Origin of the sequence: Streptomyces sp. SLBN-8D4 (assembly GCF_049739545.1) — a bacterium.
GTDB lineage: Bacteria > Actinomycetota > Actinomycetes > Streptomycetales > Streptomycetaceae > Streptomyces > Streptomyces canus_C.
In genome coordinates, this window is record NZ_JBMGQC010000001.1 from 5,471,608 (window position 1) to 5,496,500 (window position 24,893).

24 protein-coding genes are annotated in these 24,893 nt (G+C 72.3%); 10 read left to right on the forward strand and 14 right to left on the reverse strand.

Features of this window, described 5'->3' with window-relative positions:
- Nucleotides 1-128 precede the first annotated feature (128 nt).
- The 5 genes from RKD20_RS24880 to RKD20_RS24900 form a co-directional block, all read right to left on the reverse strand.
- Nucleotides 129-914, reverse strand: coding sequence for an enoyl-CoA hydratase/isomerase family protein (locus tag RKD20_RS24880; RefSeq protein ID WP_424879644.1), 786 nt, complete (start codon nucleotides 912-914; stop codon nucleotides 129-131).
- Complete coding sequence (locus RKD20_RS24885; protein WP_424879645.1) at nucleotides 905-3,130, reverse strand: acetate--CoA ligase family protein; 2,226 nt, start codon at nucleotides 3,128-3,130, stop codon at nucleotides 905-907. The genes RKD20_RS24880 and RKD20_RS24885 overlap by 10 nt, the downstream gene beginning before the upstream one ends.
- Nucleotides 3,131-3,235: 105 nt before the next feature.
- On the reverse strand, nucleotides 3,236-4,750 hold the full coding sequence (locus RKD20_RS24890; RefSeq protein WP_424879646.1) for a flavin monoamine oxidase family protein: 1,515 nt from the start codon (nucleotides 4,748-4,750) through the stop codon (nucleotides 3,236-3,238).
- Between the two features lie 148 nt (nucleotides 4,751-4,898).
- On the reverse strand, nucleotides 4,899-6,104 hold the full coding sequence (locus tag RKD20_RS24895; protein ID WP_424879647.1) for a flavin-containing monooxygenase: 1,206 nt from the start codon (nucleotides 6,102-6,104) through the stop codon (nucleotides 4,899-4,901).
- 239 nt (nucleotides 6,105-6,343) lie between these two features.
- The gene (locus tag RKD20_RS24900; RefSeq protein ID WP_424883310.1) at nucleotides 6,344-7,936 is read right to left on the reverse strand and encodes a subtype B tannase; all 1,593 of its coding nucleotides are present in this window, start codon (nucleotides 7,934-7,936) and stop codon (nucleotides 6,344-6,346) included.
- Nucleotides 7,937-8,128: 192 nt separating this feature from the next.
- On the opposite strand from RKD20_RS24900, the gene RKD20_RS24905 reads away from it, so the two are divergent.
- The 4 genes from RKD20_RS24905 (at nucleotide 8,129) to RKD20_RS24920 (ending at nucleotide 10,644) form a co-directional block, all read left to right on the forward strand.
- A complete protein-coding gene (locus RKD20_RS24905) occupies nucleotides 8,129-8,575 on the forward strand; it encodes a DoxX family membrane protein (RefSeq protein ID WP_424879648.1) in 447 nt (148 codons plus the stop codon).
- Nucleotides 8,575-8,967 (forward strand): Zn-ribbon domain-containing OB-fold protein, encoded by a 393-nt coding sequence (locus tag RKD20_RS24910; protein ID WP_424879649.1) that lies wholly within the window; start codon nucleotides 8,575-8,577, stop codon nucleotides 8,965-8,967. The genes RKD20_RS24905 and RKD20_RS24910 overlap by 1 nt, the downstream gene beginning before the upstream one ends.
- A 123-nt stretch (nucleotides 8,968-9,090) precedes the next feature.
- Nucleotides 9,091-9,681: a GNAT family N-acetyltransferase gene (locus tag RKD20_RS24915; RefSeq protein WP_424879650.1), complete on the forward strand. Its 591-nt coding sequence runs from the start codon at nucleotides 9,091-9,093 to the stop codon at nucleotides 9,679-9,681.
- Nucleotides 9,682-9,720: 39 nt separating this feature from the next.
- The gene (locus RKD20_RS24920; protein ID WP_424879651.1) at nucleotides 9,721-10,644 is read left to right on the forward strand and encodes a GNAT family N-acetyltransferase; all 924 of its coding nucleotides are present in this window, start codon (nucleotides 9,721-9,723) and stop codon (nucleotides 10,642-10,644) included.
- On the opposite strand, the gene RKD20_RS24925 is transcribed toward RKD20_RS24920, so the two are convergent.
- The 3 genes from RKD20_RS24925 to RKD20_RS24935 are packed head-to-tail and all read right to left on the reverse strand — an operon-like array spanning nucleotide 10,596 to nucleotide 12,903.
- Nucleotides 10,596-11,261, reverse strand: coding sequence for a pyridoxine/pyridoxamine 5'-phosphate oxidase (locus tag RKD20_RS24925; protein WP_424879652.1), 666 nt, complete (start codon nucleotides 11,259-11,261; stop codon nucleotides 10,596-10,598). The two genes, RKD20_RS24920 and RKD20_RS24925, sit on opposite strands and share 49 nt — an antisense overlap.
- Before the next feature lie 3 nt (nucleotides 11,262-11,264).
- Nucleotides 11,265-11,690, reverse strand: coding sequence for a pyridoxamine 5'-phosphate oxidase family protein (locus RKD20_RS24930; protein WP_424879653.1), 426 nt, complete (start codon nucleotides 11,688-11,690; stop codon nucleotides 11,265-11,267).
- A gap of 43 nt (nucleotides 11,691-11,733) precedes the next feature.
- Nucleotides 11,734-12,903 carry a thiolase C-terminal domain-containing protein gene (locus RKD20_RS24935; RefSeq protein ID WP_424879654.1) on the reverse strand — a complete coding sequence of 390 codons (1,170 nt, stop codon included), beginning with the start codon at nucleotides 12,901-12,903 and terminating at the stop codon, nucleotides 11,734-11,736.
- A gap of 81 nt (nucleotides 12,904-12,984) precedes the next feature.
- Here RKD20_RS24935 and RKD20_RS24940 point away from each other — a divergent pair, with 81 nt between their 5' ends.
- Both RKD20_RS24940 and RKD20_RS24945 read left to right on the forward strand, forming a co-directional pair.
- Nucleotides 12,985-14,166 (forward strand): acyl-CoA dehydrogenase family protein, encoded by a 1,182-nt coding sequence (locus tag RKD20_RS24940; RefSeq protein WP_424879655.1) that lies wholly within the window; start codon nucleotides 12,985-12,987, stop codon nucleotides 14,164-14,166.
- Complete coding sequence (locus RKD20_RS24945; RefSeq protein WP_424879656.1) at nucleotides 14,163-14,633, forward strand: nitroreductase/quinone reductase family protein; 471 nt, start codon at nucleotides 14,163-14,165, stop codon at nucleotides 14,631-14,633. The genes RKD20_RS24940 and RKD20_RS24945 overlap by 4 nt, the downstream gene beginning before the upstream one ends.
- A gap of 73 nt (nucleotides 14,634-14,706) precedes the next feature.
- On the opposite strand, the gene RKD20_RS24950 is transcribed toward RKD20_RS24945, so the two are convergent.
- Complete coding sequence (locus RKD20_RS24950; protein ID WP_424879657.1) at nucleotides 14,707-15,354, reverse strand: TetR family transcriptional regulator; 648 nt, start codon at nucleotides 15,352-15,354, stop codon at nucleotides 14,707-14,709.
- 123 nt (nucleotides 15,355-15,477) lie between these two features.
- Between RKD20_RS24950 and RKD20_RS24955 the strand changes: the two genes are divergently transcribed.
- The 3 genes from RKD20_RS24955 to RKD20_RS24965 all read left to right on the forward strand — a co-directional run bounded on the left by RKD20_RS24955 (nucleotide 15,478) and on the right by RKD20_RS24965 (nucleotide 19,256).
- The gene (locus RKD20_RS24955) at nucleotides 15,478-16,230 is read left to right on the forward strand and encodes a VOC family protein (protein ID WP_424879658.1); all 753 of its coding nucleotides are present in this window, start codon (nucleotides 15,478-15,480) and stop codon (nucleotides 16,228-16,230) included.
- A gap of 168 nt (nucleotides 16,231-16,398) precedes the next feature.
- Entirely contained in the window at nucleotides 16,399-18,738 is a 2,340-nt protein-coding gene (locus RKD20_RS24960) for a PQQ-binding-like beta-propeller repeat protein (protein WP_424879659.1), read from the forward strand.
- 23 nt (nucleotides 18,739-18,761) lie between these two features.
- Nucleotides 18,762-19,256 (forward strand): hypothetical protein, encoded by a 495-nt coding sequence (locus RKD20_RS24965; protein WP_424879660.1) that lies wholly within the window; start codon nucleotides 18,762-18,764, stop codon nucleotides 19,254-19,256.
- Between the two features lie 3 nt (nucleotides 19,257-19,259).
- On the opposite strand, the gene RKD20_RS24970 is transcribed toward RKD20_RS24965, so the two are convergent.
- The 4 genes from RKD20_RS24970 to RKD20_RS24985 are packed head-to-tail and all read right to left on the reverse strand — an operon-like array spanning nucleotide 19,260 to nucleotide 22,595.
- A complete protein-coding gene (locus RKD20_RS24970; RefSeq protein WP_424879661.1) occupies nucleotides 19,260-20,228 on the reverse strand; it encodes an alpha/beta fold hydrolase in 969 nt (322 codons plus the stop codon).
- A gap of 36 nt (nucleotides 20,229-20,264) precedes the next feature.
- Complete coding sequence (locus tag RKD20_RS24975; protein WP_424879662.1) at nucleotides 20,265-21,050, reverse strand: enoyl-CoA hydratase/isomerase family protein; 786 nt, start codon at nucleotides 21,048-21,050, stop codon at nucleotides 20,265-20,267.
- Nucleotides 21,035-21,442 carry a Zn-ribbon domain-containing OB-fold protein gene (locus tag RKD20_RS24980; protein ID WP_424879663.1) on the reverse strand — a complete coding sequence of 136 codons (408 nt, stop codon included), beginning with the start codon at nucleotides 21,440-21,442 and terminating at the stop codon, nucleotides 21,035-21,037. The genes RKD20_RS24975 and RKD20_RS24980 overlap by 16 nt, the downstream gene beginning before the upstream one ends.
- Before the next feature lies 1 nt (nucleotide 21,443).
- Nucleotides 21,444-22,595, reverse strand: a complete 1,152-nt coding sequence (locus RKD20_RS24985) for a lipid-transfer protein (RefSeq protein ID WP_424879664.1) — start codon at nucleotides 22,593-22,595, stop codon at nucleotides 21,444-21,446.
- Between the two features lie 105 nt (nucleotides 22,596-22,700).
- Here RKD20_RS24985 and RKD20_RS24990 point away from each other — a divergent pair, with 105 nt between their 5' ends.
- A complete protein-coding gene (locus tag RKD20_RS24990; RefSeq protein WP_424879665.1) occupies nucleotides 22,701-24,251 on the forward strand; it encodes a FadD3 family acyl-CoA ligase in 1,551 nt (516 codons plus the stop codon).
- Between the two features lie 339 nt (nucleotides 24,252-24,590).
- On the opposite strand, the gene RKD20_RS24995 is transcribed toward RKD20_RS24990, so the two are convergent.
- The gene (locus RKD20_RS24995) at nucleotides 24,591-24,779 is read right to left on the reverse strand and encodes a hypothetical protein (RefSeq protein WP_007382754.1); all 189 of its coding nucleotides are present in this window, start codon (nucleotides 24,777-24,779) and stop codon (nucleotides 24,591-24,593) included.
- Nucleotides 24,780-24,893: the final 114 nt, after the last annotated feature.

Here is a 24,893-nt window from a genome sequence, read left to right on the forward strand (position 1 = left end):
GCCCGCCGGTGGCTGCGGGCAGGAGACGTACTGGAGGATCGGCGGCACGGAGTCCGAGCCCGAGCTGTTCGTGCCGTTCGGGGACCCGGACGCGCCCGAGGTGCGCGTCCTGACCCGGGACTGAGCCCTCAACGGCCCCGGTACTCGGGGCTCCTGCGCTCCACGAAGCTCGCCACACCCTCCCGCGCGTCCGCCGTCGTCATGTTGATCTCCTGTGCGGCGGCCTCCGCGGCGAAGGCGGTGGCACGGTCGCTGTCCAGGGAAGCGTTCACGAGCTGTTTCGTCAGGGCGAGGGCGCGGGTCGGACCCGTGGCGAGACGGGCGGCCCACTCGCGGGCGGTCTTCTCCAACTCCTCGTCCGGGACGACCCGGTTGACCAGCCCCAGGCGCTCGGCGTCGGCGGCGCCGAGCGCGTCGCCGAAGAACATCAGCTCCTTCGCCCGCTGCGGGCCGATGAGCCGGGGCAGGAGATACGCGCCGCCACCGTCCGGGACCAGGCCCCGGCGTACGAACACCTCGATGAACCGCGCCGACTCCGCGGCCAGGACCAGGTCGCAGGCGAAGGCGAGATGCGCGCCGAGACCGGCCGCGGTGCCGTTCACCGCCGCGATCACCGGCTTCTCGCAGTCGAGGACGGCGGCGATGAGCCGCTGGGCGCCGAGGCGGATCGTACGAGCGACGTCACCCGGGGCCGCGGCCCCCGGTGCGCCCCGCAGGTCCGCGCCCGCGCAGAAGCCGCGGCCGGTGCCGGTGAGGACCACCGCCCGCACCCCGGGATCGGCGGACGCCCGGTCCAACAGCTCGATGAGCAGGTCCCGTTGGCCGGGAGCGAGGGCGTTGAGGACCTCGGGTCGGTTGAGGGTGAGGTACGAGACCTGGCCGTCGACGGTGTGCGTCACCTCGCTCACCGGCACACCACCAACGCGTCCAGCGCCACCGCCCCCTGCCCCCGGGGCAGCACCATCAGCGGGTTGATGTCCAGCTCCGCGAGGTCGTCCCCGAGTTCCATCGCCATGCGCTGCACCCGCAGGACCACTTCCACGAGCGCGTCGAGATCCGCCGGGGGCCGCCCCCTGACCCCGTCCAGCAGGGCCCGCCCGCGCAGGTCGCCGAGCATGTCCCGGGCCTGCTCCTCCCCGAAGGGCGGCACGCGGACGGCCGTGTCGCGCAGCACCTCGACCAGGACCCCGCCGAGCCCGACCGTCACCGTCGGCCCGAACAGCTCGTCGTGCGCGGCCCCCACGACCATCTCCACGCCCCGCTCCACCATCTGGCAGACCAGGACGCCGTCCAGCGAGACGTCCTCGTAGCGGGCGATGTCGGTCAGCTCGCGGTAGGCGTCCCGCACCTGGCTGGCGGAGGTCAGGCCGATCTTCACCAGGCCCAGCTCGGTCTTGTGGGCGATCCTCGCGCCGGACGCCTTCATCACGACCGGGTAGCCGACCAGGCCCGCCGCGCGGACGGCCGCCGCCGCGCTGGTCACCAGCTGCTCGCGCGGCACCCGGATCCCGTACGCCCGCAGCAGCTGCTTCGCCGCGTGCTCGCTCAGCTGCTGTCCTGGGCGCATCAGTGCCTGGGCCTTGCGGAAGGAGGGCGAGGGGGTGCGCGGGGCCTCGTCGAAGGGGGAGCGGTAGCCGGTGACGAAGCGGTGGTGGCCGAGGTAGGCGCGCACGGCGGTGATGCAGTTGCCGACCGTGCGGAAGGTCGCCACCCGCGAGGAGCCCAGCAGTACCTCGCGGTAGGCCGGCTCGGTGCCGACCGGTGAGCCCCACACCACGCACACCAGCTTGTCGCTCTGCTCGGCCGCGTCCACCAGGTCCCGCACCAGCCGGTCGCTCAGCGGCGGGAACGGGCCGGTGACCGGGCAGATCAGCACCCCGACCGAGGGGTCCGCGAGGATCGCGTCGATGATCTTCCGGCCGCGCCAGTCGCCGACCGGGTGCCCGCCGTTGTCGACGGGGTTGGCCACACTCAGGAACTCCGGTATCCACTGGTGCAGTTCGGCCTGCTTGGCCTCCGAGAGGGCGGGCAGACTCAGTCCCGCCTCCGTCGCCAGGTCGGCGAAGTGCGCGCCGGTCCCGCCCGAGATCGAGTAGACGACGACCCCTTCGGCGCGCGGCGGCCTCGCGCGGGCCAACAGGGCGGCGGTGTCCTGGAGTTCGTCGAGCCCGTCGACGCGGATCACGCCGTACTGCCGCATCGCCGCGTCCACCACCGTGTCCGCGCCGGTGAGCTTGCCGGTGTGGGAGGCGGCCGTGCGGGCGCCGGTCTCGGTGCGGCCGACCTTGACCGCGACGACCGGCACCTTGCGGCGGGCGGCCCGGTCGGCGGCCAGCAGGAAGGAGCGGCCGTCCTTCAGGCCCTCCAGGTAGCAGGCGATGGCGCCGACCTCGGGGCGCTCGGCGAACCAGGAGAGGAAGTCCGCGGTCTCCAGATCGGCCTCGTTGCCGGTGGGGGCCCAGTGGGTCAGGCGGATGCCGAGTTCCTGGAGGGCGAAGACCGGGCGGCCCTGGTGGCCGGACTGGGTGATCAGGGCGATCCCGGGCCCGTCGAGGTCGTCGCGGAACGACGAGAAGGCGTTCAGGTTGGTGTTGGGCCCCAGCAGCCGCATCCCGGACTCGGCCACGGCGGCCGCGAGACGCTGCTGCGCCGCCGCTCCCTCCTCGCCGGTCTCCGCGAACCCGGAGGCGAAGACGACCGCGAACTTCACCTTGGCCTCGGCCAGTTGCCCGATCAGCGGGAGCGGGTCGGCGACCAGCAGGACGGCGAGGTCGACCTGCTCGGGCAGCTCGGCCACGGACGCCACGCAGGGGACGCCGAAGACGGCAGGGCGGGTCGGGTGCACCGGGTGCAGCCGGGCCCCGACCCGGTCCGCCCAGTCGATCAACTGCCGGGTGACGCCGGTGTTCGGGCGGCCCTCGGTGTCCGAGGCGCCGATCACCGCGACCGACTCCGGCCGGAAGAAGCGGTCCAGATCGGGGACGTCTGCATACAACGGCCGGCCGCCGACATCGAGATCGTCGGCCTCGGCGGGCCGGCCGTGGACGGCGGGCCCGGGTTGCTCGCCGCACGCGATGACCCGGGCCCGGCGGGAGTCGGTGGTGAGGGTGCCGTGGGTTGATCCAAGCATCGGTCCGCCCGCTCCTGTGTGACAGCGTGAATAACTGACGCTCTGTCAGATTACAGAACTGACGCTGTGTCAGGAACGGGCGTGCACGCAAAGTTGACGTGCGGACTACAGCATCGCGAGCACTTCCTTGGCCACCCGCTCACCGGAGCGGACGGCTCCGTCCATGAAGCCGTTCCAGTGGATCGACGTCTCCGTCCCGGCCCAGTGGATACCGCCCACGGGGGCCCGCAGGGCGGGGCCGTACTGGGTGAGCACCCCGGGCGCACCGACGGAGACGGGGCCGCCGCGGGTGTAGGCCTCGTTGTTCCAGCGTTGCAGGACGAAGGAGGTGGGGGAGGCCGCTTTCGAGCCGAAGTACGTCACGTAGTCCTTGAGGACGGCCGCCTTGACCTCCGCCTCGCTCGCCGCGTCGTACCTGCGGGCCTCGTCGGCCTCGATGAAGCCCATCAGAGCGCCGTAGGAGGCGTCCGGCGGGGAGTTGTCGAAGGTCGAGCTGATCACGCCGGTGTCGCTGACGACCTGGCCGTTGAGGCCGTCGGCCCGCCAGAACGGGGTGTCGTAGATCGCGATCGCCTTGCCGACCGAGGCCATCGGCAGGCGCTGGGTGAGCTGGTCGCGGGCGGCGGGCAGCAGCGGGTCGTAGGTGATGCGGGCCGCGAGCGGCGGGGGTACGGCGACCACGACCCGCTTGGCGGTGACGGTGACGCCGTCGGCCGTGACGACGTACTTCGCGCCGGACTTCGCGATCGTGCGCACCGGGGCGTTCAGGACCACCCGGTCGCCCAGCGTGGCGGCGAGCTTGATCGGCACCAGCTGGGAGCCGCCGACGAAGCGCAGTTCCTGAGCGCCGCCCGCGGTCTCGGTGAGGCGTTCCAGGGTGCCGGGGGTGGACTCGTTGCCGGCGGCGGCGATGTAGAAGAGGACGAACAGCAGGGACAGTTCGCGGGGTTCGGCCGAGAAGATCGACGTGCAGGCCACGTCCAGGAGGAACTTGGCCGACGGGATCACGGCGTTGGCGCGCAGCCAGGTCTCGAAGGTCTGTCGGTCCCACTCCTCGGCCTTGGCGGCGGTCCAGGGCGCGTCGAGCGGGATCGTCTTGGCCATGTCGTCGAGGGAGGCCTGGACGATGGCCGCGTTCGCGAGGCCGGCCGCGTCGATCGGCGGGACCGAACCGAGGATGCCGTCGGTGGCGTAGGCGGTCTTCTTGCCGTCCTTGTAGAGCAGGTTGTTGCCGGTGTTGTAGGTGGCGAAGGTCTGCACCCCGAGCGAGTCCGCGAGGGCCTTGATGCGGTCCTGGGTGGGGCCGATGAACTCGCCGCCGCCCTCGGTGACCCCGCCGTTCGCCAGCTTCAGGTTGAGGACCCGGCCCCCGACACGGTCGCGGGCCTCCAGGACGGCGACCGTCTTCCCGCCCGCGACCAGGTCGCGGGCCGCGGTGAGCCCGGCGAGACCGCCGCCGACGATCGCGACGTCCACGTCACGGGTGGCGGCGGAGGCGGGCGAGGCGGCGGTGCCGGTGAGGGTGACGGCCCCGGCCGCGGCGGCGGCACCGCCGATCAGGGAGCGCCGACTGAGCCGGGGGAGAGGGGGAAGCGGGGGGAGCTGTCTTTCGCGTGCCACGTGCGTCCTCCGTAGTGGAGAGAGTGTGGAGCTAGAACATGAGAGTTGTTCACATTCTGGCCCCGTACGAGGGCACACGACAACGCTCCCGTCACATCTCTCGCAGATGTAACAGGAGCGCTGGTGAAGCGAGTTGGGGAGTTCCGCGTCAGACGGGGAGCCGCGAGAGCCTGCCCGCACCGTCCTTCACCACGGCCTTCGCGATCTTCTCCGCGTCGATCGCGACCTCGCGGAAGGTGCCGCTGATGGGAGTGACATAACCGCTGAAGAAGAGGCCCGGGGCGTTCTCGGGGCAGCGGGCGCCGTTGACGACCGGGCCGCCGCGTGCGTCCAGGACGTCGAGGTGGCCGACCAGGTCCTCCAGCGAGCGGGCGTACCCCGTGGCCGCGATCACCGCGTCCGGGGCGATGCGGGTGCCGTCGGCGAGCAGGACCTCGCCGTCCTCGAAGCCCTCGACGGCGGCCACCACCTCGACCTTGCCCGTGCGGATCGCGTCGATGAGGCCGACGTCCTGGACCGGGATGGCGCCCTCCTCGGCCCGGCTGTAGAGGCCGGTGTCGGGGCGGGGCAGGCCGTGCGCGGACAGGTCGGGGATGCTGACCCTGGCCATGGGCCGGGCCAGCCGGTCCACGAGGCCGACCGGGAGACGTCGTACGAGAACGCCCGTGTACTGGGCGGCCCAGCCGGCCGTGGAGCGGCGGACGATGTGCGGGGCGGTGCGCACGGACAGGCGTACCCGTGAGGCGCCGCCCTCGACCAGGTCCACGGCGATCTCGGCGCCGGTGTTGCCGGCGCCGACGACGAGGACGTCACGGCCGGCGTAGGGCGCCGGGTTGCGGTACTCGCCGGCGTGCAGGAGCTCGCCCTTGTACTCCTCGCGGCCCGGCCAGTCGGGCAGCAGCGGGGTGTGGTTGTAGCCGGTGGCCACGACCACCGCGGCGCCGGTCAGCTCGCGGCCGCCAGTGGCGTGCAGCAGCCAGCCGGTGCCGTCGCCGGTGCGCTCGACGCGCGAGACCTCGACGCCGGTGACGGTCTCCAGCTCGTGGAACTCGGCGTACTTCTCCAGATAGCGCACCACGTCGTCGCGGGAGACCCAGCGGCCGAAGCGGCGGGGCATCGGCAGGCCGGGCAGGGCCGACAGGCGGCGGGTGGTGTGCAGGTGCAGCCGGTCGTAGTGGCGCCGCCAGGACGCGCCGACCTGCTCGGACTTCTCCAGGACGACCGAGCGGACGCCCCGGGCCCGAAGCGCGTACGCGACGGAGAGCCCGGCCGGACCGCCCCCGATGACGTACACGGGGCGATCGGGCTGGTCGGGGCGGTCGGCGGGGGTGGAATCGGGTGCGGAGTCGGCCATGAGCGCGAGCGTAATCAGACAGCGCGTTGATGGGTCTCGGTCAAGAGGGGAATTGGTTGCGGATCGATCACGCCTGTAGGAGGTGTGGGTGGGGCCTGTGGCGTAGGTCACCTGGTTGTGCGGGTACGGAAAAGGCCACGGCGCCGGATCCGCTGCTGCGGAGCTCGGCGCCGTGGCGTGCGGCGGCCGGAGACTGACGGGAAACCGGGGCCGCGGTACGGGGGGCTTGGTGGCCCCGGTTACTTCTTTCCGGCCTTCTTGTGGCCGGTGACCTCGGCGATCCAGGTGATGAAGTCGCCGGGGTCGGTGTTGGCGCCGTGGCCCTGGTCCCAGTAGTAGAGGTGGTTGACGTCGTCGCCGAGCTTCGCCGCGGCGGCGGCGAGGTTCGCGGAGATGACGTGCGAGGTGTCGGTGTCGTTGGTGCCGAGACGGATCCACCAGTGCTTGGAGCGTTTCCCGTTGACCTTCTCCACCAGGTGGTACATGGGGTTCATCCGGTCGAGCCCGGCGGGTATGTCGCTCGCCACGCGCTTGGTGGACAGGCCGGTGCTGTCGTTCTTCGCGCTGTACGCCGTGAAGTGGCGGGTCTCGGTGGTGCCCGCGCCGAACAGGTTGTTCTCGCCGGCGGAGAGATCGAAGGCGTCGAAGGCCGGGGCGGTCTTCTTGCGGGCGCCGACGTGGGTGAGGAAGCCGTCCCAGGTGAAGGCGGCCTTGCCGTTCTTCCAGGTGATGAAGGTGTTCTCGGCGAGGTAGGCCGCCCGGGCGGAGTCCGGCAGGGCGGCCAGGTAGGCGGTCGCCGAGGGCTCCAGGTACTGCTTGACCAGGTACGCGTCGTAGTTGCGGGCGGTCAGGGCGCCGAAGCCGTTCAGGCCGCGCAGCTTCAGGGACGCCTGGTACTCGGCGAACTGCGACCGAAGCTCCTTGGACACGGCCTGGTCGACCTGCTTGCCGGTGCCGAGGGCGTTGGTTCCCCAGTTCCACTCGTAGGCGCCGTCGGCGTGCTCCAGGTCGGTGATCGGGCACCAGGCGCCGACCGCGAAGACCGCGTCGGAGGCGTCGGCCGCGCCGATCTCCTTGAGGAGCTTGTCGTAGATCGGGCTGTCGCCGGACGCTCCGAGCAGCGAGGACAGGGCGCCGCCCGCGCTGGTGCCGGCGGAGACGATCCGCTCGACGTTGCCGGGGATGCGGCCCTTGTTGGACTTGATGTACCGCACGGCCGCCTTGAGGTCGACGATCGCGGCGGGAGCGGTGCCGTAGTACTCACCGGAGGAGTTCTTGAGCGTACGGCCACGGGCGCCGGGCTCGATCACGACGTACCCGGCGGCCAGCGCGAGGAGCTGGTTGCTGGAGGTCGCGGCACCGGTCGCGTTGGTGTTCTCGTTGGCGTTGGAGGCGGCCGGGGCGCTCGGTGCGGCACTGCCGGTGGGGACACCGCCGGGGGCGCCGCCGCCCCCGCCCATGCCCCCGGCACCGACGCCGGTGGCGTCCGCCACGGAGGAGGGCATGTACCCGCCGACGGAGTTGGCGAGCAGGATCGGGGCGTTGCTCGCGTCGACCGCGGTGCCGTCGATCTCGACGGGAGCGCTGACGATCAGCGACTGGTAGGTGGCGTCGACCGGCTTGGAGACGTAGGTGAGCGCCTTCCAGAAGTGGTAGGTGACCGCGTGCTCGGTGCCCTCGGTGTCGGTGACGGTGGTCGTGAGCTTCGTGCAGGCGTCGGGGTCGAAGACGAGGCCGTCGTCCGCGGACGACGAGGTGCTGCCGGTGGACGCGTTGGCGGTGAGGGCGATGCCTCCGACCGCCGCGGCACCCGCCGTCGCGCCGATTCCCATGACGACACTCCTGCGCTTGACTGCCCTGTGCTTCACGGTTCGCTCCCTCGGCGGTTTCTGCTGACGTCTGCGAACCTAGCCAGAGTGCGGACAATATTGCCAACAATCGAGGGTCATTCATCGGGGATGCACAGCTTCACGGCTGACGCACAGGCTTCCCGGAACCGGCGATCTGACGTACCGTCAGATTCCATGGACACGATCTGGCTGACCGGCGCGCAATGGCTGGCCGTCCTGCGCATAGGCCTCGGGTTGTGGTGGCTGGAGAGCTGGCGGCACAAGGACAAGAAGACGTGGTTCGAGGGCGGCGGCATCACCTGGGCCGCGGACATCGCCGCCAAGCACCGCTGGACCCCGGTCCGCAGCGGCTTCGACGTGATGGTCGCGCCCCGCCCCAGGACCATGGCGTACGTCGTCGCGTACGCCGAACTCGCCCTCGGCGCGGGCCTGATCCTCGGTTTCCTGACCCCCCTCGCGCTCATCGGGGGCCTGCTCCTGAACGTCCTCTACTTCACCCTGATGATCCACGACTGGGCCGAGCAGGGGCAGAACTCGATGATGGCCCTCATCTCGGTCGTGGCCCTGTTCGCGATGTCCTGGCAGACGTGGTCGCTGGACGCCGCGCTGGGCTGGTTCTGATGGGCGCGGGGTACGACCGGCCCGAGACGGACGCCTTCACCCGCACCTACTGGGACGCGGCAGCCGCCGGCCGCCTCCTGCTGAGGCGCTGCGCGTCCTGCGCCCGGATCCACCACTACCCGCGCGAGTTCTGCCCGCACTGCTGGAGCGAGGAGGTCGCCTGGGAGCCCGCGAGCGGCCGCGCCACGCTGTACACCTGGTCCGTGGTCCACCGCAACGACCTGCCGCCCTTCAAGGACCGCACCCCGTACGTCGCCGCCGTCGTCGACCTCGCCGAGGGACCCCGGATGATGTCGGAGATCGTCGACTGCGGGCATGGGGAGCTGCGGGCCGGGATGGGTCTGGAGGCGGTGTTTCCGGACGGGGTGCCGAAGTTCAGGCCTGTGGGGTGATCACCGAGATCGTCGACTGCGTGCACGAGGCCCTGCGCCCCGGACTCGGCCCGTAGGCCGTCTTCCCGGCGGCGTACCGGAATTCAGGCCGCACGCCACGGCCGCGGCCGTTTGAATGGAGGCATGACCGACGTCGACGATCAGCACCTCATCCTCCCCTTCGACCCGCTGCACGGCCACGGTCTGCGCCTGTGTGCCTGGGACGCGGACTCCGACGACCAGGTCGAGGACTGGCTGCGGGCCACGCTGGACCCCGAGTTCGGGCGCTGGAACACCCCGCTCACCCCGATCCACGACCTCGACGGCGCCCGTGCCGCCATCCGGCGCAGGGCCGAACAGGCGGCGCAGGGCACGAGCGCGTCGTACCGGATCACGGACGAGTCGAGCGGTACGACCCTCGGGCACCTCGGCATCAACATGATCGACCACGTCTTCCGCACCGCCCGCGTCGGCTACTGGGTGCTCCCCGAGGCCCGCGGCCACGGCGTCGCCGGCCGGGCCCTTCGCCTCGGCGCCCGCTGGGCCTTCACCGACCTCGGCCTGCACCGCCTGGAACTGGGTCACGCCCTCGGCCACGAGGCCTCCTGCCGGGTGGCCGAGCGGTGCGGCTTCCGCTACGAGGGGACGCTGCGGGGCGCGATGTTCGAGGCGGGCCGGCAGGACGTGTTCCGGGACATGCACCTGCACGCGCGGCTGGCGACGGATCCGGAGTAATTCGGGTGCGTCGGCCGAGCCCGCGCAGGATCATCGAGCATGCGTCCCGACACCCTGCCCCCGGCCGGCACCCACGGCTGGCACACCACCGACGACCTCGACGCGTTCCTCTCCCGCGCCGGGGACTTCCTGCGCTCGCGGCCGGACCTGCACACCGTCCTGCTCACCGTGACCGAGAGCCTGCGCACCCGTGGACTCGACGCCTACGGCGACGAGGCGCCCGTCTTCGGGCTGCTGGAGGAGGGCGGGAGCGTCCGGGGGGCGTACTTCCGGACTCCGCCGCACCGGCTGTGTGTCACACCGCTGACCGTGACCCGGGCGGACTCCCTCGCCGCCCACCTGGAGGCCGTGGGCCGGGCCGTCCCCGGGGTCGGCGCGGAGGCCGGGACCGCCGCCGCCTTCGCCGAGGCCTGGCGGCGGCGCACCGGGACCACGCCCGTGCCGCACCGGCGGCAGCGGCTGTACCGGCTCGGCACGCTCACCGTCCCGCGGCCCGTGCCCGAGGGGCGGGCGAGGATCGCCCAGGAGGGCGACCGGGAGCTGCTGGCACGCTGGTTCGCCGAGTTCAGCAGGGACGTCGGTGAGAGCGAGGGCATGCGCGCCGAGTCCTGGGCCGACGCCCGCCTCGCCCACGGCGGGGCCGTCCTCTGGGAGAGCCCCGACGGCACACCTGTCTCCCTGGCCGGCCTCACCCCGCAGGTCGCCGGCCAGATCCGGGTGGCGCCCGTCTACACGCCGGCCCCGCTGCGCGGCCGCGGTTACGCCGGTGCCGCCACGGTCGAGGTGAGCAGGCTCGCCCGGGAGCGGGGCGCCGACGAGGTGCTGCTCTTCACCGACCTGGCCAACCCGACCAGCAACGGCCTCTACCAGCGCGTCGGTTACCGGCCGGTGGCGGACTTCGCGGTGTACGACTTTCAGGGCCAGAGCAGTTCCCGGGCCCAGCGGCCGTCCGCGCGACGGTAGGTGAGACGCACGTGGCGTCTGCGCTCGTCGCCCTGGAAGAACTCCACCTCCTCGGGCACGAGCCGGTACAGCGTCCAGGACGGGACGGGTGCCGCGGGCTCCCGCTGCGCCCGCTCCCACGCCTCCTCGGACGCCCGAGCCAACTCGTCGAGCGAGCCCAGGACTTCGCTCTGCCGGCCGGTGAGCGCGGCGGCCAGCGCGCCGGTGGAGCGGGCATGCAGATCCGCCGCCGCCTCCTCGGAGGGCGCCGCGCTCACCGGCCCTCTCACCCGCACCTGCCGGCCGAGGGCCGGCCAGTAGAAGCCGAGGGCGGCGTACGGCCGTCGCGCCAGGTGTGCGCCCTTGCGGCTGTGGGCGTGGCTCGCGAAGGCCCAGCCGTCCTCGTCCGCGCCGTGCAGCATCACGGTCCGCACGTCCGGCCGGCCCTCCGCGTCCGCCGTCGCGAGGGACATGGTGTGCGGCTCGGCCTGCCCGGCCGCCACCGCCTGGGCGAACCAGGCGGTGAACAGTTCCAGCGGGGTCGAGGGCGCGGCGGAGGGGTCGAAGGAGGGCAGCGAGGTGACCTCCGGGTCCCACACCCGCAGCGATCTGAGCAGCTCGTGAAGATCCGTTGCCATGCCTCAGACGGTACCGAGGTCGGACGTCACCCACCGCTCGGGCCGCATCCGCAGGATCACCTGCTCGCCGTGGTTCTTCGAGGCGAACTCCACGTACCCGTCCACCTTCTCGGCCGGCAGGTAGCGGGCGGAGATCTCCCGGAGGTCTTCGACCGTGCCCGGCCGGGTCTCGACGACCGGCCCCTCCACGGACACGTACCGGATGGTGGGCTCGACGCGCTCGACCAGCAGGGAGAAGCGGCCGGCCTTCCGGATCAGCTCGTGCTTGCGGGAATCCCGCCCGGTCATGACCCAGAGGTCACCCCCGGGCGTGTACTGGTACCAGATCGGCAGAACGAGCGGTGCGCGCCCCTCTCCCGCGTCGACCGCCAGCGCGGCGACATGGGGCTCGGCCAGGAACTGTTCACGTTGCTCACGAGTCAGGGCCATACGGTGCAGGGTACGTCGCACTCCTGCGGGAGGGGCGGTAGCCCTAACGCCCCAGCACCACCGTCCCCGACGAGCAGAACCAGCCCCCCGTCCCGGACGCCACCGCCAGCCCCGGCGCCGACCCGTCCCGGCGCACGACCTGCCGTGCGCCCGCCTCACCGCGCAGCTGCCGTACGGCCTCCACCAGCAGGAACAGCCCCCGCATGCCCGGGTGCTGGGCGGACAGGCCGCCGCCGTCCGTGTTCACCGGCAGGTCGCCGCCCTCGACGGTCAGCCGCCCCTTCTCCACGAAGGACCCCCCCTCGCCCTTCCCGCAGAACCCGAGGTCCTCCAGCGTCACCAGCGTCATGTAGGTGAACGCGTCGTAGATCTCGGCGAGTTCGATCTCCTCGGGTCGTACGCCCGCCCGCTCGAAGGCCAGCCGTCCGCTCACCGCGGCCGGGGACACCGTGAAGTCGGGCCACTCGGACATGCTGACGTGCGAGACGAACTCGCCGGTGCCGAGCACCCAGACGGGCGCGGTACGGCAGTCCCGTACGTACTCCTCGGCCACCAGCAGCACCGCCGCGCCGCCGTCGGAGCGGATGCAGCAGTGCAGCTTGGTGAAGGGGTCCGCGATCATCGGTCCCGACAGGACGTCGTCGACGGTGATCGGGTCGCGGAACATCGCCTCCGGGTTGAGGGCGGCGTTCGCCCGGGCCTGGACCGCGACCTGCGCCAACTGCTCGATGGTCGTACCGTGTTCGATCATGTGGCGGCGGGCCGCCATCGCGTACTTGGCGATCAGGGTGTGCCCGTACGGCACCTCGAACTGGAGCGGGCCGCGGGCGCCGAAGGAGAGGGTGCCGGTGCGGCGGCCCTCCTTGATGTCGGCGCGGGCCGTGGAGCCGTAGACGAGCAGGACGGCGTTCGCGTGTCCTGCGGCGATCGCGTCGGCCGCGTGGGCCGCCATGACCTCCCAGGTGGAGCCGCCGACCGAGGTCGAGTCGACCCAGGTGGGGCGCAGGCCCAGGTACTCGGCGATCTCGGCGGGGGCGAGGGTGCCGGTGCCGGCGGAGGCCAGGCCGTCGACCAGTGCGCGGTCCAGGCCCGCGTCGGCGAGGGCGCGGCGGGCCGCCTGGGCGTGCAGGGCGTAGGGGGTCGTGCCGTCCACGCGGCCGCAGTCGGCCAGGGCCACTCCGGTGATCGCGACTTTCCGGCTCCCGGGGGGCATGAGGGCCTCCTGCCTCTGGGCATCTGGTGCGGGCGCTCCTAATATGACGGACCGTCAGATCGGGAGGGAAGAGGAAGAGCCATGGACGCTCGCTTCACCGCCGAACAGGACGGGATCCGGCTCGCGTTGCGGGAACTGCTGCGGAGGCGGTGCGGGCCCGGGGAGTCGAGGAGCGCGGCCGACACTCCGGCCGGCTACGACCCCGAGCTGTGGACGGCCCTCGCGCAGCGGCTGGGACTGCCCGGGCTGGCGCTTCCCGAGCGGTACGGCGGGGTGGGGTGCTCGGCCACCGAACTGGCGCTGGCCTGCGAGGAGACGGGCCGGGTACTGGCGGCCACCCCCCTGCTGGGCACGTCGGTCCTCGTGGCCCCCCTGGTGCTGGCCCTGGGCACGGACGCCCAACGCGCGGACCTGCTGCCCCGCATCGCGTCAGGCACTGTGACGGCAACCCTGGCCGTACCACCCGGCGCGGCCCTCGCCCTGACCGACGACAACCGCGGCGACTGGGCCGGCGGCGGACGAGCGGGCGGGGTCCAGGCCCGCCCCGCCGGTGGTCGCTGGCGGCTCTACGGGCAGGTCGATCAGGTTCTCGACGGGCACAGTGCTGATCTTCTGCTGGTGGCCGCCCATGCCGGGGGGTTCGCCCGGTCCCGTACCCTCCTCTTCCTCGTGGCCGGTGACGCTCCGGGGCTCGTCCGGACCCGGCTGACCGCTCTCGACGCCACTCGGCCCCAGGGCCGTGTCCAACTCCGTGACGTCGAGGCCGAACTGCTCGGTGCCGAGGACGGGGCCGATGTGCTGGGGGCGCTGGCCCGCACCGGGGACACCGCTGCGGCCGTCCTCGCCTGCGAGGCCGTCGGGGCTGCCGACCGGGTGCTGGAGACGACCGTCGAGTACGTCGGGCAGCGGGAGCAGTTCGGGCGGGCGATCGGGTCGTTCCAGGCGGTCAAGCACCGGCTCGCCGATGCGTACGTCCAGCTCCAAGCGGCCCGTTCCGCGGCCTACTTCGCCGCCTGGGCCGCCGTTGACGACGAGCAGCGGGTCGGCGGGCTGGCCCTCGCCCAGGCTCTCGAAGCCCTGCGGACCGCCGCCGCCGAGGGGATCCAGCTGCACGGGGGCATCGGGTTCACCTGGGAGCACGAGCCGCAGCGGTACTTCAAGCGGGCCGCCGCCGACGAGCTGCTCTTCGGGCCGGCGCACCGGCTGCGGGCGCACGCCGCCGACGCGGCACGGCTCTTCGACCGGGCGGAGGTGTCGGTGTGATCGGGGCGAGGGTGGTGCAGAAGGTGTCGTCCACGCGCGGCTTCGCCAAGGTCGCGCCGCATGTGATCCCGGCTCTGGACCGGGCCGTGCACCGGATCACCCGGGGGAGGGTCCTGCTCAGCGCGCAGATGCTGCCCGGGGTCGTCCTCACCTCGACGGGGGCGCGGAGTGGGCTGCCCCGGCGGACCCCGCTCGCCTGCATGCCCGAGGAGCCCGGCCGTACCTGGATCCTCGTCGGCTCCAACTTCGGCCGCGAGGGCCACCCCGCCTGGACCGCCAACCTCCTCGCCCACCCCGACGCCGAGGTCAGCTGGAAGGGCGCGGACATCCCGGTCACGGCGACCTTGCTGACGGGGCAGGAGCGGGCGGCCGTATGGAAGACCGCGCTGGCGTTCTGGCCGCCGTACGCCACCTACCAGGCGCGGATCGAGCGGGAGATACGGCTCTTCAGGATCGTCCGCAGATGATCCCGGACGCACGACGGGCGGCCGTCCACCCGTGTGAACAGCCGCCCGCCAGACAGGACTCGAAACAGGGACGCTACTTCGTCGGCTTCTTGCCCGTCACGCCCAGGTGCACCAACAGCGCCAGATTCGGCTTGAGTTCGGCCTGCTTGACGCCCCAGCTCTGAAAGCCCTTCTGGTGCGAGGCGACCGCCGCGAGCATCGCGACGAGCGAGCCGGCGATCGCCGCAGGGTTGACGTCCTTGTCGACCCTGCCCTTGGACTGGAGCTCGGTGACCGCGTCCGCGAGGGAGTTGTTCACCGAGTTGAGGATCTTCATACGGATCTTGTAGAAGCGCTTGTCGCCCTCGGCGGCCCCGAGGTCGACCACGCGCAGGATCGCGTCGTTCTTGCGCCAGAACTCCAGGAAACCGTCCACGAGTTCCTGCGCGGTCTGCCAGCCCGCCTTGCCGACCCACGACCGGCCGTCGAGCAACTGCGTCAACTGGCCGCCTTCCGTGGCCATTTGCTCGGCGACCTCCAGGACGGCGCCTTCGACGTCCGGGAAGTACTGGTAGAAGGTCGCGGGTGAAGTGCCCGCCTTCCGGGCGACATCGATGACTTTGACGTCCCGGTAAGGGGAGGAGCTGAGCATCTCGCTGAGGCAGTCGAGCAGCTTCTGCCGGGTCGCCTGCCCACGCCGGCCGGCCACGCGGCCGTCGACGGTACGCACTTGTCCTGTCATGCCGTCAGCTTACCGAGGGGTGATCGGAGCGCGATTCGGCCGACTGCAAATGGGGTGCACGAGGTGCGGGAGACGGGCGTGCCTGGTCCTGCGGGGTGCGTGCGTCGCCGTTACTTTGACGGTATGGCCGAAAACAGGGCATCCGCAGACGGAACGGGTTACGGCGAGGGCGTCCCCTGCTGGGTGGACGCACAGCTGCCCGACGTGGCCGCGGGGAAGCGGTTCTACGGTGAGCTCTTCGGGTGGACCTTCGAGGACCGGCCGGACGCCCAGGACGGTTCGGTGTGGGCCCACCACAAGGGCCGCGCCGTCGCCGCCCTCGCCCGCAAGGCGGACGGCCGCATGCCCACCGTGTGGACGGTCTATTTCGCCACCCCGGACATCGAGGGCCTCGCCGACCGGATCTGGGCGGCCGGCGGACAGGTCGTCACCGCGCCGGTGCCGGTGGGAGAGCTGGGCACGTCCGCCCTGGTCACCGATGCGGAGGGGGCCGTCTTCGGCCTCTGGGAGCCGGGCAGCCACCCCGGCTTCGGCGCCCGGCACGAGCCCGGCACCTTCGCCTGGGCCGAGCTGTACGCGCGCGACATCGAGGCCGCCAACACCTTCTACGGCGGGCTCTTCCATGACGCCCTCTTCGGTGCCGGGGCCCACCCCGACTTCGGCCGCGCCGCCGTCTTCGACGTCTTCCCCGCGGAGATGCCGCCGCACTTCCTCGTGCACTTCGCTGTCGAGGACTGCGAGAGCGTGCTCGGGACGGTCGCCCGGCTCGGCGGACGGGTCCAGGCGCCGCCATTCGAGACGTCGTACGGAAAAGTGGCCGTCGTCACCGACAATCAGGGGGCGTCGTTCGCCATCCTGGAACCATCGGAGCGATAGAAGTTCCGCTTTGATGTGAGACATCCCATTTGACCCCGGGTTCGCCACCAGGCCTCCGGCCAGGAAGAATCAGGGTCGCGTGCCGCCATGGCGGTGCGGTGGTGAGACGCTGCACGGGGTCGCGTACATATGTGGTGGCGCGGCTTGTACGGGGAGGTGGCAGGCAGAGTGGTGGATCAGCTGACGCAGCACGATCCGCGCAGGATCGGGCCGTTCGAGGTGCTGGGACGGCTCGGAGCCGGCGGCATGGGGCTGGTCTATCTCGCGCGTTCGGCGTCGGGCCGGCGCGTGGCGATCAAGACGGTCCGGACGGAGCTCGCCGAGGACCAGCTCTTCCGTGTGCGCTTCACCCGCGAGGTGGAGGCGGCCCGGGCGGTCTCCGGGTTCTACACGGCGGCCGTGGTCGACGCCGACCCGCGCGCCGCCGTGCCGTGGCTGGCCACCGCGTACGTCCCCGCGCCCTCGCTCGAAGAGATAGTGAACGAGTGCGGGCCGCTCCCGGCCCAGGCGGTGCGCTGGCTCGCGGCGGGCGTCGCCGAGGCCCTCCAGTCCATCCACGGCGCCGGCCTTGTCCACCGTGACCTCAAGCCCTCCAACGTCCTGGTGGTCGAGGACGGTCCCCGGGTGATCGACTTCGGTATCGCGTCCGGTGTCTCGAACACCCGTTTGACGATGACGAACGTGGCCGTCGGCACCCCCGCCTACATGTCGCCCGAGCAGGCCAAGGACTCCCGCAGCGTCACCGGCGCCAGCGACGTCTTCTCGCTCGGCTCCATGCTGGTCTTCGCCGCCACCGGCCACCCGCCCTTCCACGGCGCCAACCCGGTCGAGACGGTCTTCATGCTGCTGCGCGAGGGCCCCGACCTCGAAGGCCTCCCGGACGAGCTGCGTCCGCTCATCGAGTCCTGTATGCAGATGGAGGCCACCGGGCGTCCCAACCCCGCCGACCTCCAGGCCCAGCTGGCCCCCCACCTCTTCGGCTCCGGCTCCGACGACAGCGGTACGGCGTCGGCGTGGCTGCCCGAGAAGGCCGTCGCGCTGATCGAGTCGCGGCGCGGCGGACGCCCGGCGCCCACGCAGCCCGGCGGTGGTGGCCGCCCCGCCGCCGTACCGCCGCCGCCCTCCTACGACCCGGCACCGCCCGCCCCCGTGCCGGTGGGCGCCCCCGACACCGGCCCCGTCCGCCTCGCCGGCGCCCAGGTGCCCATCGGGCCCGGACCGCGTGTCGCCGACGCCCGGGCCGCCGCCGTGAAGGCGCCCCCGCCGGAGGCCGGCCTGGTCGCCTCCTGGTCCCGGCCGCGCCCCGGCGTCAACGGCACCGACGCCGCCGTGGGTCCGGCCGTATCGGCACCCCCGCCCGCGCCGCCGGAGAACGCGGCCGGCTGGCGGCCCTGGCGGTTCCGCATGTCCAACGACGTGTGGGGCACCCCGGCCGTCGCCGGGGACCTCGTCTACGTCACCTCCTTCGAGGTGCACGCCCTGGACGTCGGCACCGGCCGCCGCCGCTTCAAGACGCGGGACGTGGCCTGGTCGATGGCGGTCGCGGACGGCCGTATCCACGCCTCCGACGGTCCCACCCTCTTCGCCCTCGACGCCCGTGAGGGCGCCGACCAGTGGCGGATCAGCACGGACGCCTGGGTGTACTCCCTCAAGGCCGAGCGCGGCACCGTCATCACCGGCACGCGCGGCGGTGGCGTCCAGGCGTGGGACGCCTCGGGCGGGCAGAAGCTGTGGGAGGTCGCCGGCTGCCAGACCGACTTCGAGTCCCCCGAGGCCGGACCCGCGCTCCACGAGGGCACGGTCTACGTCTGGCAGGAGGGCCGTCTGCGGGCCCTGGACGCCCGCAGCGGCAAGGAGCGCTGGGCGTTCCCCATCGGTGACGCGGCCTCCTGCGGCGGGGTGCCGGTCCGGGTGACCCAGGCCCACGACGGGTTCGTGTACATCTCGGCCGGGACGCGGGTCATGGCCCTGGACGTGGCGAGCGGGCGGGTGCGCTGGCACTTCGAGGCCCCGGCGGTCTTCCTGTGCCCGCCGACCTTCGTGCCCGGGCCCGCGGTGACGGGCGGCGGGGTGTACCTCGCCGACTACCTCGGCACGGTGTACGCCCTCGACGCGACCGACGGCCGCGACCGCTGGCGCATCGCCACCGAGGCCCGGGCATCGGTCGAGCCGGTGCTGGTGGCCGGCGGCCATGTCCATGTGGGCAGCGGCAAGGGCCTGTACACGCTGGACGCCGTCACGGGCACGCCGAAGTGGCGGTTCCAGTCCGGCGGGGACATCGTGGGCGCGCCCGCGGTCGCCGAGGGCCGTATCCACTTCGGGTCCACGGACCATCTGCTCTACACCCTGAAGGCCGACGACGGCCGGCTGCGCTGGAAGCTCGCGACCGGCGGGGAGATCACCGGCTCGCCGGTGGTCAAGGACGGGGTCGTGTACGCGTGCAGCAAGGACCGGTGCGTGTACGCGCTGGACGCGGAGAAGGGGACGGGGACGGCCCGGACCACCTAGCGTTCCGCCGTTAGAGTGATCACATGCATACACGGGGGCGCGTTCTCAAGTTCACGGCTGTGTCGGTGCTGGTGGTCCTGTCGCTGACGGGATTCTCCACCGGCCACGGTCACAGCGGCGGTCGGTACAAGAGCAAGAGCAGGAGCAGCGGCGACAGTGGCGGCGGGTGCAGCAGCTCCCGCCAGAACCACGACAGTTACACGCCCCGCACCACCAGCAATCGCAGCAGCTCCACCGGCGGCTCCGCGCTCCAGGACGGCACCGCGCTGGTGGTGGGCTGCGCGACCGAGGCGACCCCCTACGCGACGGTCGAGGTCACCAACCCGAACAGCCGCCGGGCCACCTTCGAGGTCGAGTTCGCCTTCCAGGACGCGACCGGCCGGGCGCTGGACTCCGCGGTCAAGCAGGTCTCGGTGCCCGCGAGGGGCAGCTCGAACGTCCAGGTGAAGGCGGGTCGGGCCGTCATCGCGAAGCTCGACCACTGCCGGGTCGAGCCGGAAGCCGACCTGGTGCGCTGACCGTCAGTCCCGCAGCCCGGTCAGGAAGTCGACGAGGGCCGCGTTCACCTCGTCGGGCCGCTCCTGCTGGGTCCAGTGGCCGCAGCCCGGCAGCAGGACCGGGTCGCGGACCAGGTTCGGCATCAACTCCGGCAGGCGCTCGATCAGTTCCGGGGTGCCCGGGAACGCGGGGACCAGGTCCCGGTCGCCGTACAGGTAGAGCGCGGGCGGGGTGACCCTCGCGCCGTGCCAGGGCGCGGTCAGCTCCCAGTTGCGGTCCAGGTTGCGGTACCAGTTGAGGGCGCCGGTGAAGCCCTTGGCGTAGCTCTCGGTGAGCTCGTCGAGGTCCTGCTCGGTGAGCCAGCCGGGAAGCTCCTCCGGCTCGGGCATGTCCGCGAGCCAGCCGCGCTCCGGGTCGGTCACCAGCGCCTGCTCGTAGCGTCCGCCGCCCTCGCCGTCGCCGGACGCGCCGACCAGCAGCCTGCGCAGCGCGGAACGTGGGTCCGCGCCGAACTCGGCGTCGGCGACCCCGGGCAGGTTGAAGTAGTTCCAGTAGAAGTGGCCGCCGAACCGCTCCTGCATGGTCTGGAGCGGCGGCCGTTCACCCCGGAACGGCGGCGGCACGCTGAGCCCCGCCACCCCGCGCACCACGTCGGGCCGCAGCAGCGCGGTGTGCCATGCGACCGGCGCTCCCCAGTCGTGTCCGACGACGAACGCCCGCTCCTCGCCCAGCGCGTGGACGAGCCCGACGACATCGCCGACCAGGTGGAGGATGCTGTACGCCGACACGTCCTCGGGATGGTCGCTGGCGCCGTATCCGCGCTGGTCGGGCGCGACCACCCGGAACCCGGCGGCGGCCAGCGGGCCGAACTGGTGGCGCCAGGAGTGCCAGGACTCCGGAAAGCCGTGCAGCAGCACGACGAGCGGCCCCTCGCCCTCCTCCGCGATGTGCAGCCGTATCCCGTTCACGTCGACCGTGCGATGTTCCACCATGGGGTGAGCATACGCCTGTATAGGGAAACTACATTGCTAACGCAATCTGAATCCGGGCTGCCGGGAACGGAACAGTTCGGCCTGCCGGTCCGGCTGCAGGTTCCCGAGCGCGACGAGGTGCGGCGCCTGCGCGAACCCCCGCTGCACGGCGGCCTCCTTGGCGGCCCAGAGCGCGCGGACCGTGCCCTGCACCCCTTCTGTCGGATACCCGGCGATGATCCCGGCGGCGGCGGTCGCGGCCGCCAACGCCCCGCCAGGGCCGGTGAGTTCGGTGACGAGCCCGATGGCGTGGGCGCGCTCGGCGGAGAGCCGTTCCGCCGTCCCCATCAGTGCCGTGCGCGCGGCCTCCCCGTGCGGCATGAGCTGCGCCATGAGCACCGCCTCGTAGGCGCTGACCATGCCGTAGGTGGTGTGCGGGTCGAAGAAGGTGGCGGCGGGGTCGGCGACCAGGAAGTCGCACTCGCCGAGGAGGTAGAAGGCGCCCCCGCAGGCCATCCCGTTCACCGCCGCGAGGACCGGCTTCCAGAGGTCGTTGGACTTGGGTCCGACCTGGAGCAGCGGGTCGTCCGCCATGTAGGGGGAGCCGGGCTGCGGAATCTCGGCGTCCCGGTCGAGGCCGGTGCAGAAGGCCCGCTCGCCCGCACCGGTCAGGACCACGGCCCGGACGGAGTCGTCGAAGCGCAAATCCCGCCAGGCGGCGACGAGTTCGTCCCGCATCTCCAGATCGACGGCGTTCAGCCGGTGCGGCCGGTCGAGGGTGACGACGGCGACACCGGTGTCCTTGTCGGCGGCGACCCGCAGGCCGCTCACGCCGGCACCCACTGCGGAAGCCCGTCGGAGAACACCACGTGGACCCGGGCGCCGATGCGGATCCGGCCCGGATCAAGGGAGTTGAGCGCCGCCCCGGCCGCGGCGACCAGATTGCCGACCAGGCGTATCCGGGGAGCCTCCTCCAGTTCGACCACGATCACGTTGTACGGCGCCTGTGCCGCGTATTCGGGGAGCAGGGGCGGGTGGGGGACGACGTAGGACCAGATGCGGCCGCGCCCGGAGACCGGACGCCACTCGTCCTCGAAGGACTGGCAGTGCGGGCAGCAGGGGCGGGGCGGGAAGCGGAGTTCGCCGCAGTCGGCGCAGGCCTGGACGCGCAGTTCGCCCCGGGCGGCGTACTGCCAGAAAGGGGCGCCCGTGGCGTCCTTCACCGGTTCGAGCATGTCAGCTCCTGTTGGTCAGCAGCAGGGCGGAGGTGGGAACGCCCTCGCCGGCGGTGACGAGGCAGGTCGCGGCGTCCGGCACCTGGGCGGTGCTGGTCCCGCGCAGTTGCCGTACGCCCTCGTCGATGAGGTTGAAGCCGTGCACGTAGGCCTCCGACAGGCCTCCGCCGCCGGTGTTGATCGGCAGCCGCCCGCCGATCTCCAGGGCGCCGCCCTCCGTGAAGGCGCCGCCCTCTCCGCGGCCGCAGAAGCCGTAGCCCTCAAGGGAGAGCGGAACGAGGGAGGTGAACGCGTCGTAGATCTGGGCCACGTCGACGTCCTGCGGGGTGAAGTCGGCGTGTTTCCACAGGTGTCGGGCGGCGGTCCAGGCGGGTCCGGTGAGCGGGTCGTCGTTCCAGTAGTTGACCATGCCGTGGTGCTGAGCGGGCAGGCCCTGGGCGGCGGAGTGGACGTAGACGGGGGTGGTCGGGCAGTCCCGGGCGCGCTCCCTGCTGACCAGCACACAGGCCAACGCCCCGTCGGTCTCCAGGCAGTTGTCGAAGAGGCACAGGGGCTCGCTGATCCAGCGGGAGGTCATGTACATCTCGCGGGTCAGGGGGCGGTCGTACATGATCGCGGCGGGGTTCTGGTTGGCGCGGTTGCGGCAGGCGAGGGCGACGTTGAAGAGGTGGTCGCGGGTGGCGCCGTACTCGTGCATGTAGCGGCGGGTGAGCATGGCGATCTCGTCGGCGGGGCGGAGCAGGCCGAAGGGTCTCGTCCACTGGGCGGGGGTGGGGAGCTGGACGGTGGTGTTGGTCCAGGGGCGGGGGCCCGAGCCGCGTTTGCGGGAGCGCCAGGCGACCCCGACCGTGGCCTGGCCGCTCGCGACGGCCGCCGCCAGGTGGGCGACCGTCGCGCACGAACCGCCGCCGCCGTAACCGACCTTGCTGAAGAAGGTGAGGTCGCCGAGGCCGACGGCCTTCGCCAGTTCGACCTCGTCCGTCTCCTCCATGGTGTACGAGGCCAGGGCGTCGACCTCGCCCGGGGCGATCCCGGCGTCGTCGAGGGCGGCGAGCACGGCCCGGCAGGCCAGGGTTCTCTCGTCCTCGGCGAGGTTCCTGGCGAAGGCGGTCCGTCCGATACCGACGATCGCCGTGGCGTTCTTGAGGGTCACGCTGCACGCACCTCCGCACACTGTGAGGCCTGCTGACAGCCCGTCAGGCTACAGCTAATCTGACGGGTAGTCAGCTAACGTGTTTCCGCTTTCGGGGAGGCCGATGTGGAGTGGCGCAGCATCCCGGAGCTGGTCGGCTGGGCGGCGGAGCGGTACGCCGCCACGGAGGCGGTCGTGGACGGCCGCAACCGGGTCATGTACGCCGAGTTGGGCGCCCGCGTGGAGCGGGCGGCGGCGGCGTGCCTCGCGAACGACGTGCGGCCGGGCGACCGGGTGGCCGTCTGGGCCCCCAACTCCCTCGACTGGATGGTCTCGGCGCTGGGCGCGGTGTCCGTGGGCGCGGTCCTGGTGCCCCTCAACACCCGCTTCAAGGGCACCGAGGCCGCCGACGTGCTGCGCAGGAGCGGGACCCGGCTGCTGTTCGTCACCGGGACCTTCCTCGGCACCTCGTACGTGGCGTCCCTGCGCAGGGCGGTCGCGGAGGGCCCCGGGCTGCCGGACCTGGAACAGGTGGTGGTGCTGTCGGACGACGCCCCCGCCGACTACCGCACCTGGAAGGACTTCCTGGCGAGCGGGGACGGGGTGGGGGCGGCGGAGGTACGGGCCCGCGCGGACTCCGTGACCCCGGACCGGCCCTCGGACATCGTGTTCACCTCCGGGACCACGGGCCGCCCCAAGGGCGCGGTGATCACCCACGAGCAGACGCTGCGCGCGTACGAAGTCTGGTGCGACCTGGCCGGGTTGCGGCACGGCGACCGGTATCTGATCGTCAACCCCTTCTTCCACACCTTCGGTTACAAGGCCGGGGTGATCGCCTGCCTGATGCGGGGCGCGACGATGATCCCGCAGCCGGTGTTCGACGTGGACACCGTGCTGGCGAACATCGCGGCGGAACGGGTCTCGGTGCTGCCCGGCCCGCCGACCCTCCACCAGTCGCTCCTCGACCATCCGGCACGGGACGCCCACGACCTGTCCGCGCTGCGCCTGGTGGTCACCGGCGCGGCGGTGGTGCCGTTGCGTCTGGTCGAGCAACTGCACGGCGAACTCGGCGTGGAGACCGTCCTGACCGCGTACGGCCTCTCGGAGGCGAGCGGCATCGTGACGATGTGCAGGCGGGGCGACCCGCTGCCGGTGATCGCGTCGACGTCAGGACGGGCCATCCCCGGGACGGAGGTGCGGGTGGAGGCGCCGCCCGGGGAGCCCGGCGAGATCCTGGTCCGCGGCTTCAACGTGATGCGCGGCTACTACGAGGACGCGGCGGCCACCGAGGAGGCCGTGACCGAGGACGGCTGGCTGCGCACCGGCGACATCGGTGTCCTGGACGCGGCGGGCAACCTGCGGATCACCGACCGGCTCAAGGACATGTTCATCGTCGGCGGCTTCAACGCGTACCCGGCGGAGATCGAGCAACTGATCGGCCTGCACCCGGCGGTGGCCGACGTGGCGGTCGTCGGCGTGCCCGACGCACGGCTCGGCGAGGTCGGCAGGGCCTACGTGGTCCGCCGCCCGGACGCGGTCCTGACCGCCGACGACCTGATCGCCTGGGCCCGCCGGGAGATGGCGAACTACAAGGTGCCGAGGACGGTGGAGTTCGTGACGCGGCTGCCCCGGAACGCGAGCGGGAAGGTGGTCAAGGGAGAGCTGCGCCGGCTCTGAGCTCGATCGCTCGTGCTGTGCCGTGGGAGCCGATGCGGGGCGACCTGCGCCAAGGCGATGCGGAGCGCGGCCGGTGCCCGCTCGGGCCGGGGGGGGCAAAGGACTCACCGGACTCGATGCACCCCGCGTGGTGCGGGCGGCCGGTGACGACGAGACCGACCGCGGGCTCGCCCTCCTGGACGCGGTGGCGCTGCGGTGGGGTGTCGAGCGGCGGGCGGGGGCCTGGGCGATCTGGTGCGAGGTGCGCTGGTCGAGGCGCGCGGCTCCGGACGCGCCTCGGCCGCGACGGCTCCCCCTCCGCGCCGCCGCGGCCGATCCCCGTGCGAGGAGAAGTCCTTGTCAGGCCTTCTCGTCCGTGGCGTGGTTGTCGAGCGGCTTGACCGTGCCGTCCGTCGTGCCGGCGGCCAGGGTGACGACCTTCTCGGCGCCCGTGGCGTGGTTGTCGAGCGGCTTGACCGTGTCCTCGGTCCCCGTGGCGTGGTTGTCGAGCGGCTTGACGGTGCCGTCCTGCTTCTCGGTTTCACTCATGGGTGGTGACTCTCCCGTTCGATGATGGGCCAGGCCGCCCGGCGACTCCCCCGAGGGTCGCCGGGCGGGCGTGTCAGGGTCGGTAACCCTAGCGATGGAGACCACCGCTGACCC

Excerpts from the sequence above, each read along its gene's own strand:
- RKD20_RS24885 (WP_424879645.1), bottom strand. The coding sequence starts at position 3,130 with ATGCTTGGATCAACCCACGGCACCCTCACCACCGACTCCCGCCGGGCC.
- RKD20_RS24895 (WP_424879647.1), bottom strand. The coding sequence starts at position 6,104 with ATGGCCGACTCCGCACCCGATTCCACCCCCGCCGACCGCCCCGACCAG.
- RKD20_RS24900 (WP_424883310.1), bottom strand. The coding sequence starts at position 7,936 with ATGGGAATCGGCGCGACGGCGGGTGCCGCGGCGGTCGGAGGCATCGCC.
- RKD20_RS24905 (WP_424879648.1), top strand. The coding sequence starts at position 8,129 with ATGGACACGATCTGGCTGACCGGCGCGCAATGGCTGGCCGTCCTGCGC.
- RKD20_RS24910 (WP_424879649.1), top strand. The coding sequence starts at position 8,575 with ATGGGCGCGGGGTACGACCGGCCCGAGACGGACGCCTTCACCCGCACC.
- RKD20_RS24915 (WP_424879650.1), top strand. The coding sequence starts at position 9,091 with ATGACCGACGTCGACGATCAGCACCTCATCCTCCCCTTCGACCCGCTG.
- RKD20_RS24920 (WP_424879651.1), top strand. The coding sequence starts at position 9,721 with ATGCGTCCCGACACCCTGCCCCCGGCCGGCACCCACGGCTGGCACACC.
- RKD20_RS24925 (WP_424879652.1), bottom strand. The coding sequence starts at position 11,261 with ATGGCAACGGATCTTCACGAGCTGCTCAGATCGCTGCGGGTGTGGGAC.
- RKD20_RS24930 (WP_424879653.1), bottom strand. The coding sequence starts at position 11,690 with ATGGCCCTGACTCGTGAGCAACGTGAACAGTTCCTGGCCGAGCCCCAT.
- RKD20_RS24935 (WP_424879654.1), bottom strand. The coding sequence starts at position 12,903 with ATGCCCCCCGGGAGCCGGAAAGTCGCGATCACCGGAGTGGCCCTGGCC.
- RKD20_RS24940 (WP_424879655.1), top strand. The coding sequence starts at position 12,985 with ATGGACGCTCGCTTCACCGCCGAACAGGACGGGATCCGGCTCGCGTTG.
- RKD20_RS24950 (WP_424879657.1), bottom strand. The coding sequence starts at position 15,354 with ATGACAGGACAAGTGCGTACCGTCGACGGCCGCGTGGCCGGCCGGCGT.
- RKD20_RS24955 (WP_424879658.1), top strand. The coding sequence starts at position 15,478 with ATGGCCGAAAACAGGGCATCCGCAGACGGAACGGGTTACGGCGAGGGC.
- RKD20_RS24965 (WP_424879660.1), top strand. The coding sequence starts at position 18,762 with ATGCATACACGGGGGCGCGTTCTCAAGTTCACGGCTGTGTCGGTGCTG.
- RKD20_RS24970 (WP_424879661.1), bottom strand. The coding sequence starts at position 20,228 with ATGGTGGAACATCGCACGGTCGACGTGAACGGGATACGGCTGCACATC.
- RKD20_RS24980 (WP_424879663.1), bottom strand. The coding sequence starts at position 21,442 with ATGCTCGAACCGGTGAAGGACGCCACGGGCGCCCCTTTCTGGCAGTAC.
- RKD20_RS24995 (WP_007382754.1), bottom strand. The coding sequence starts at position 24,779 with ATGAGTGAAACCGAGAAGCAGGACGGCACCGTCAAGCCGCTCGACAAC.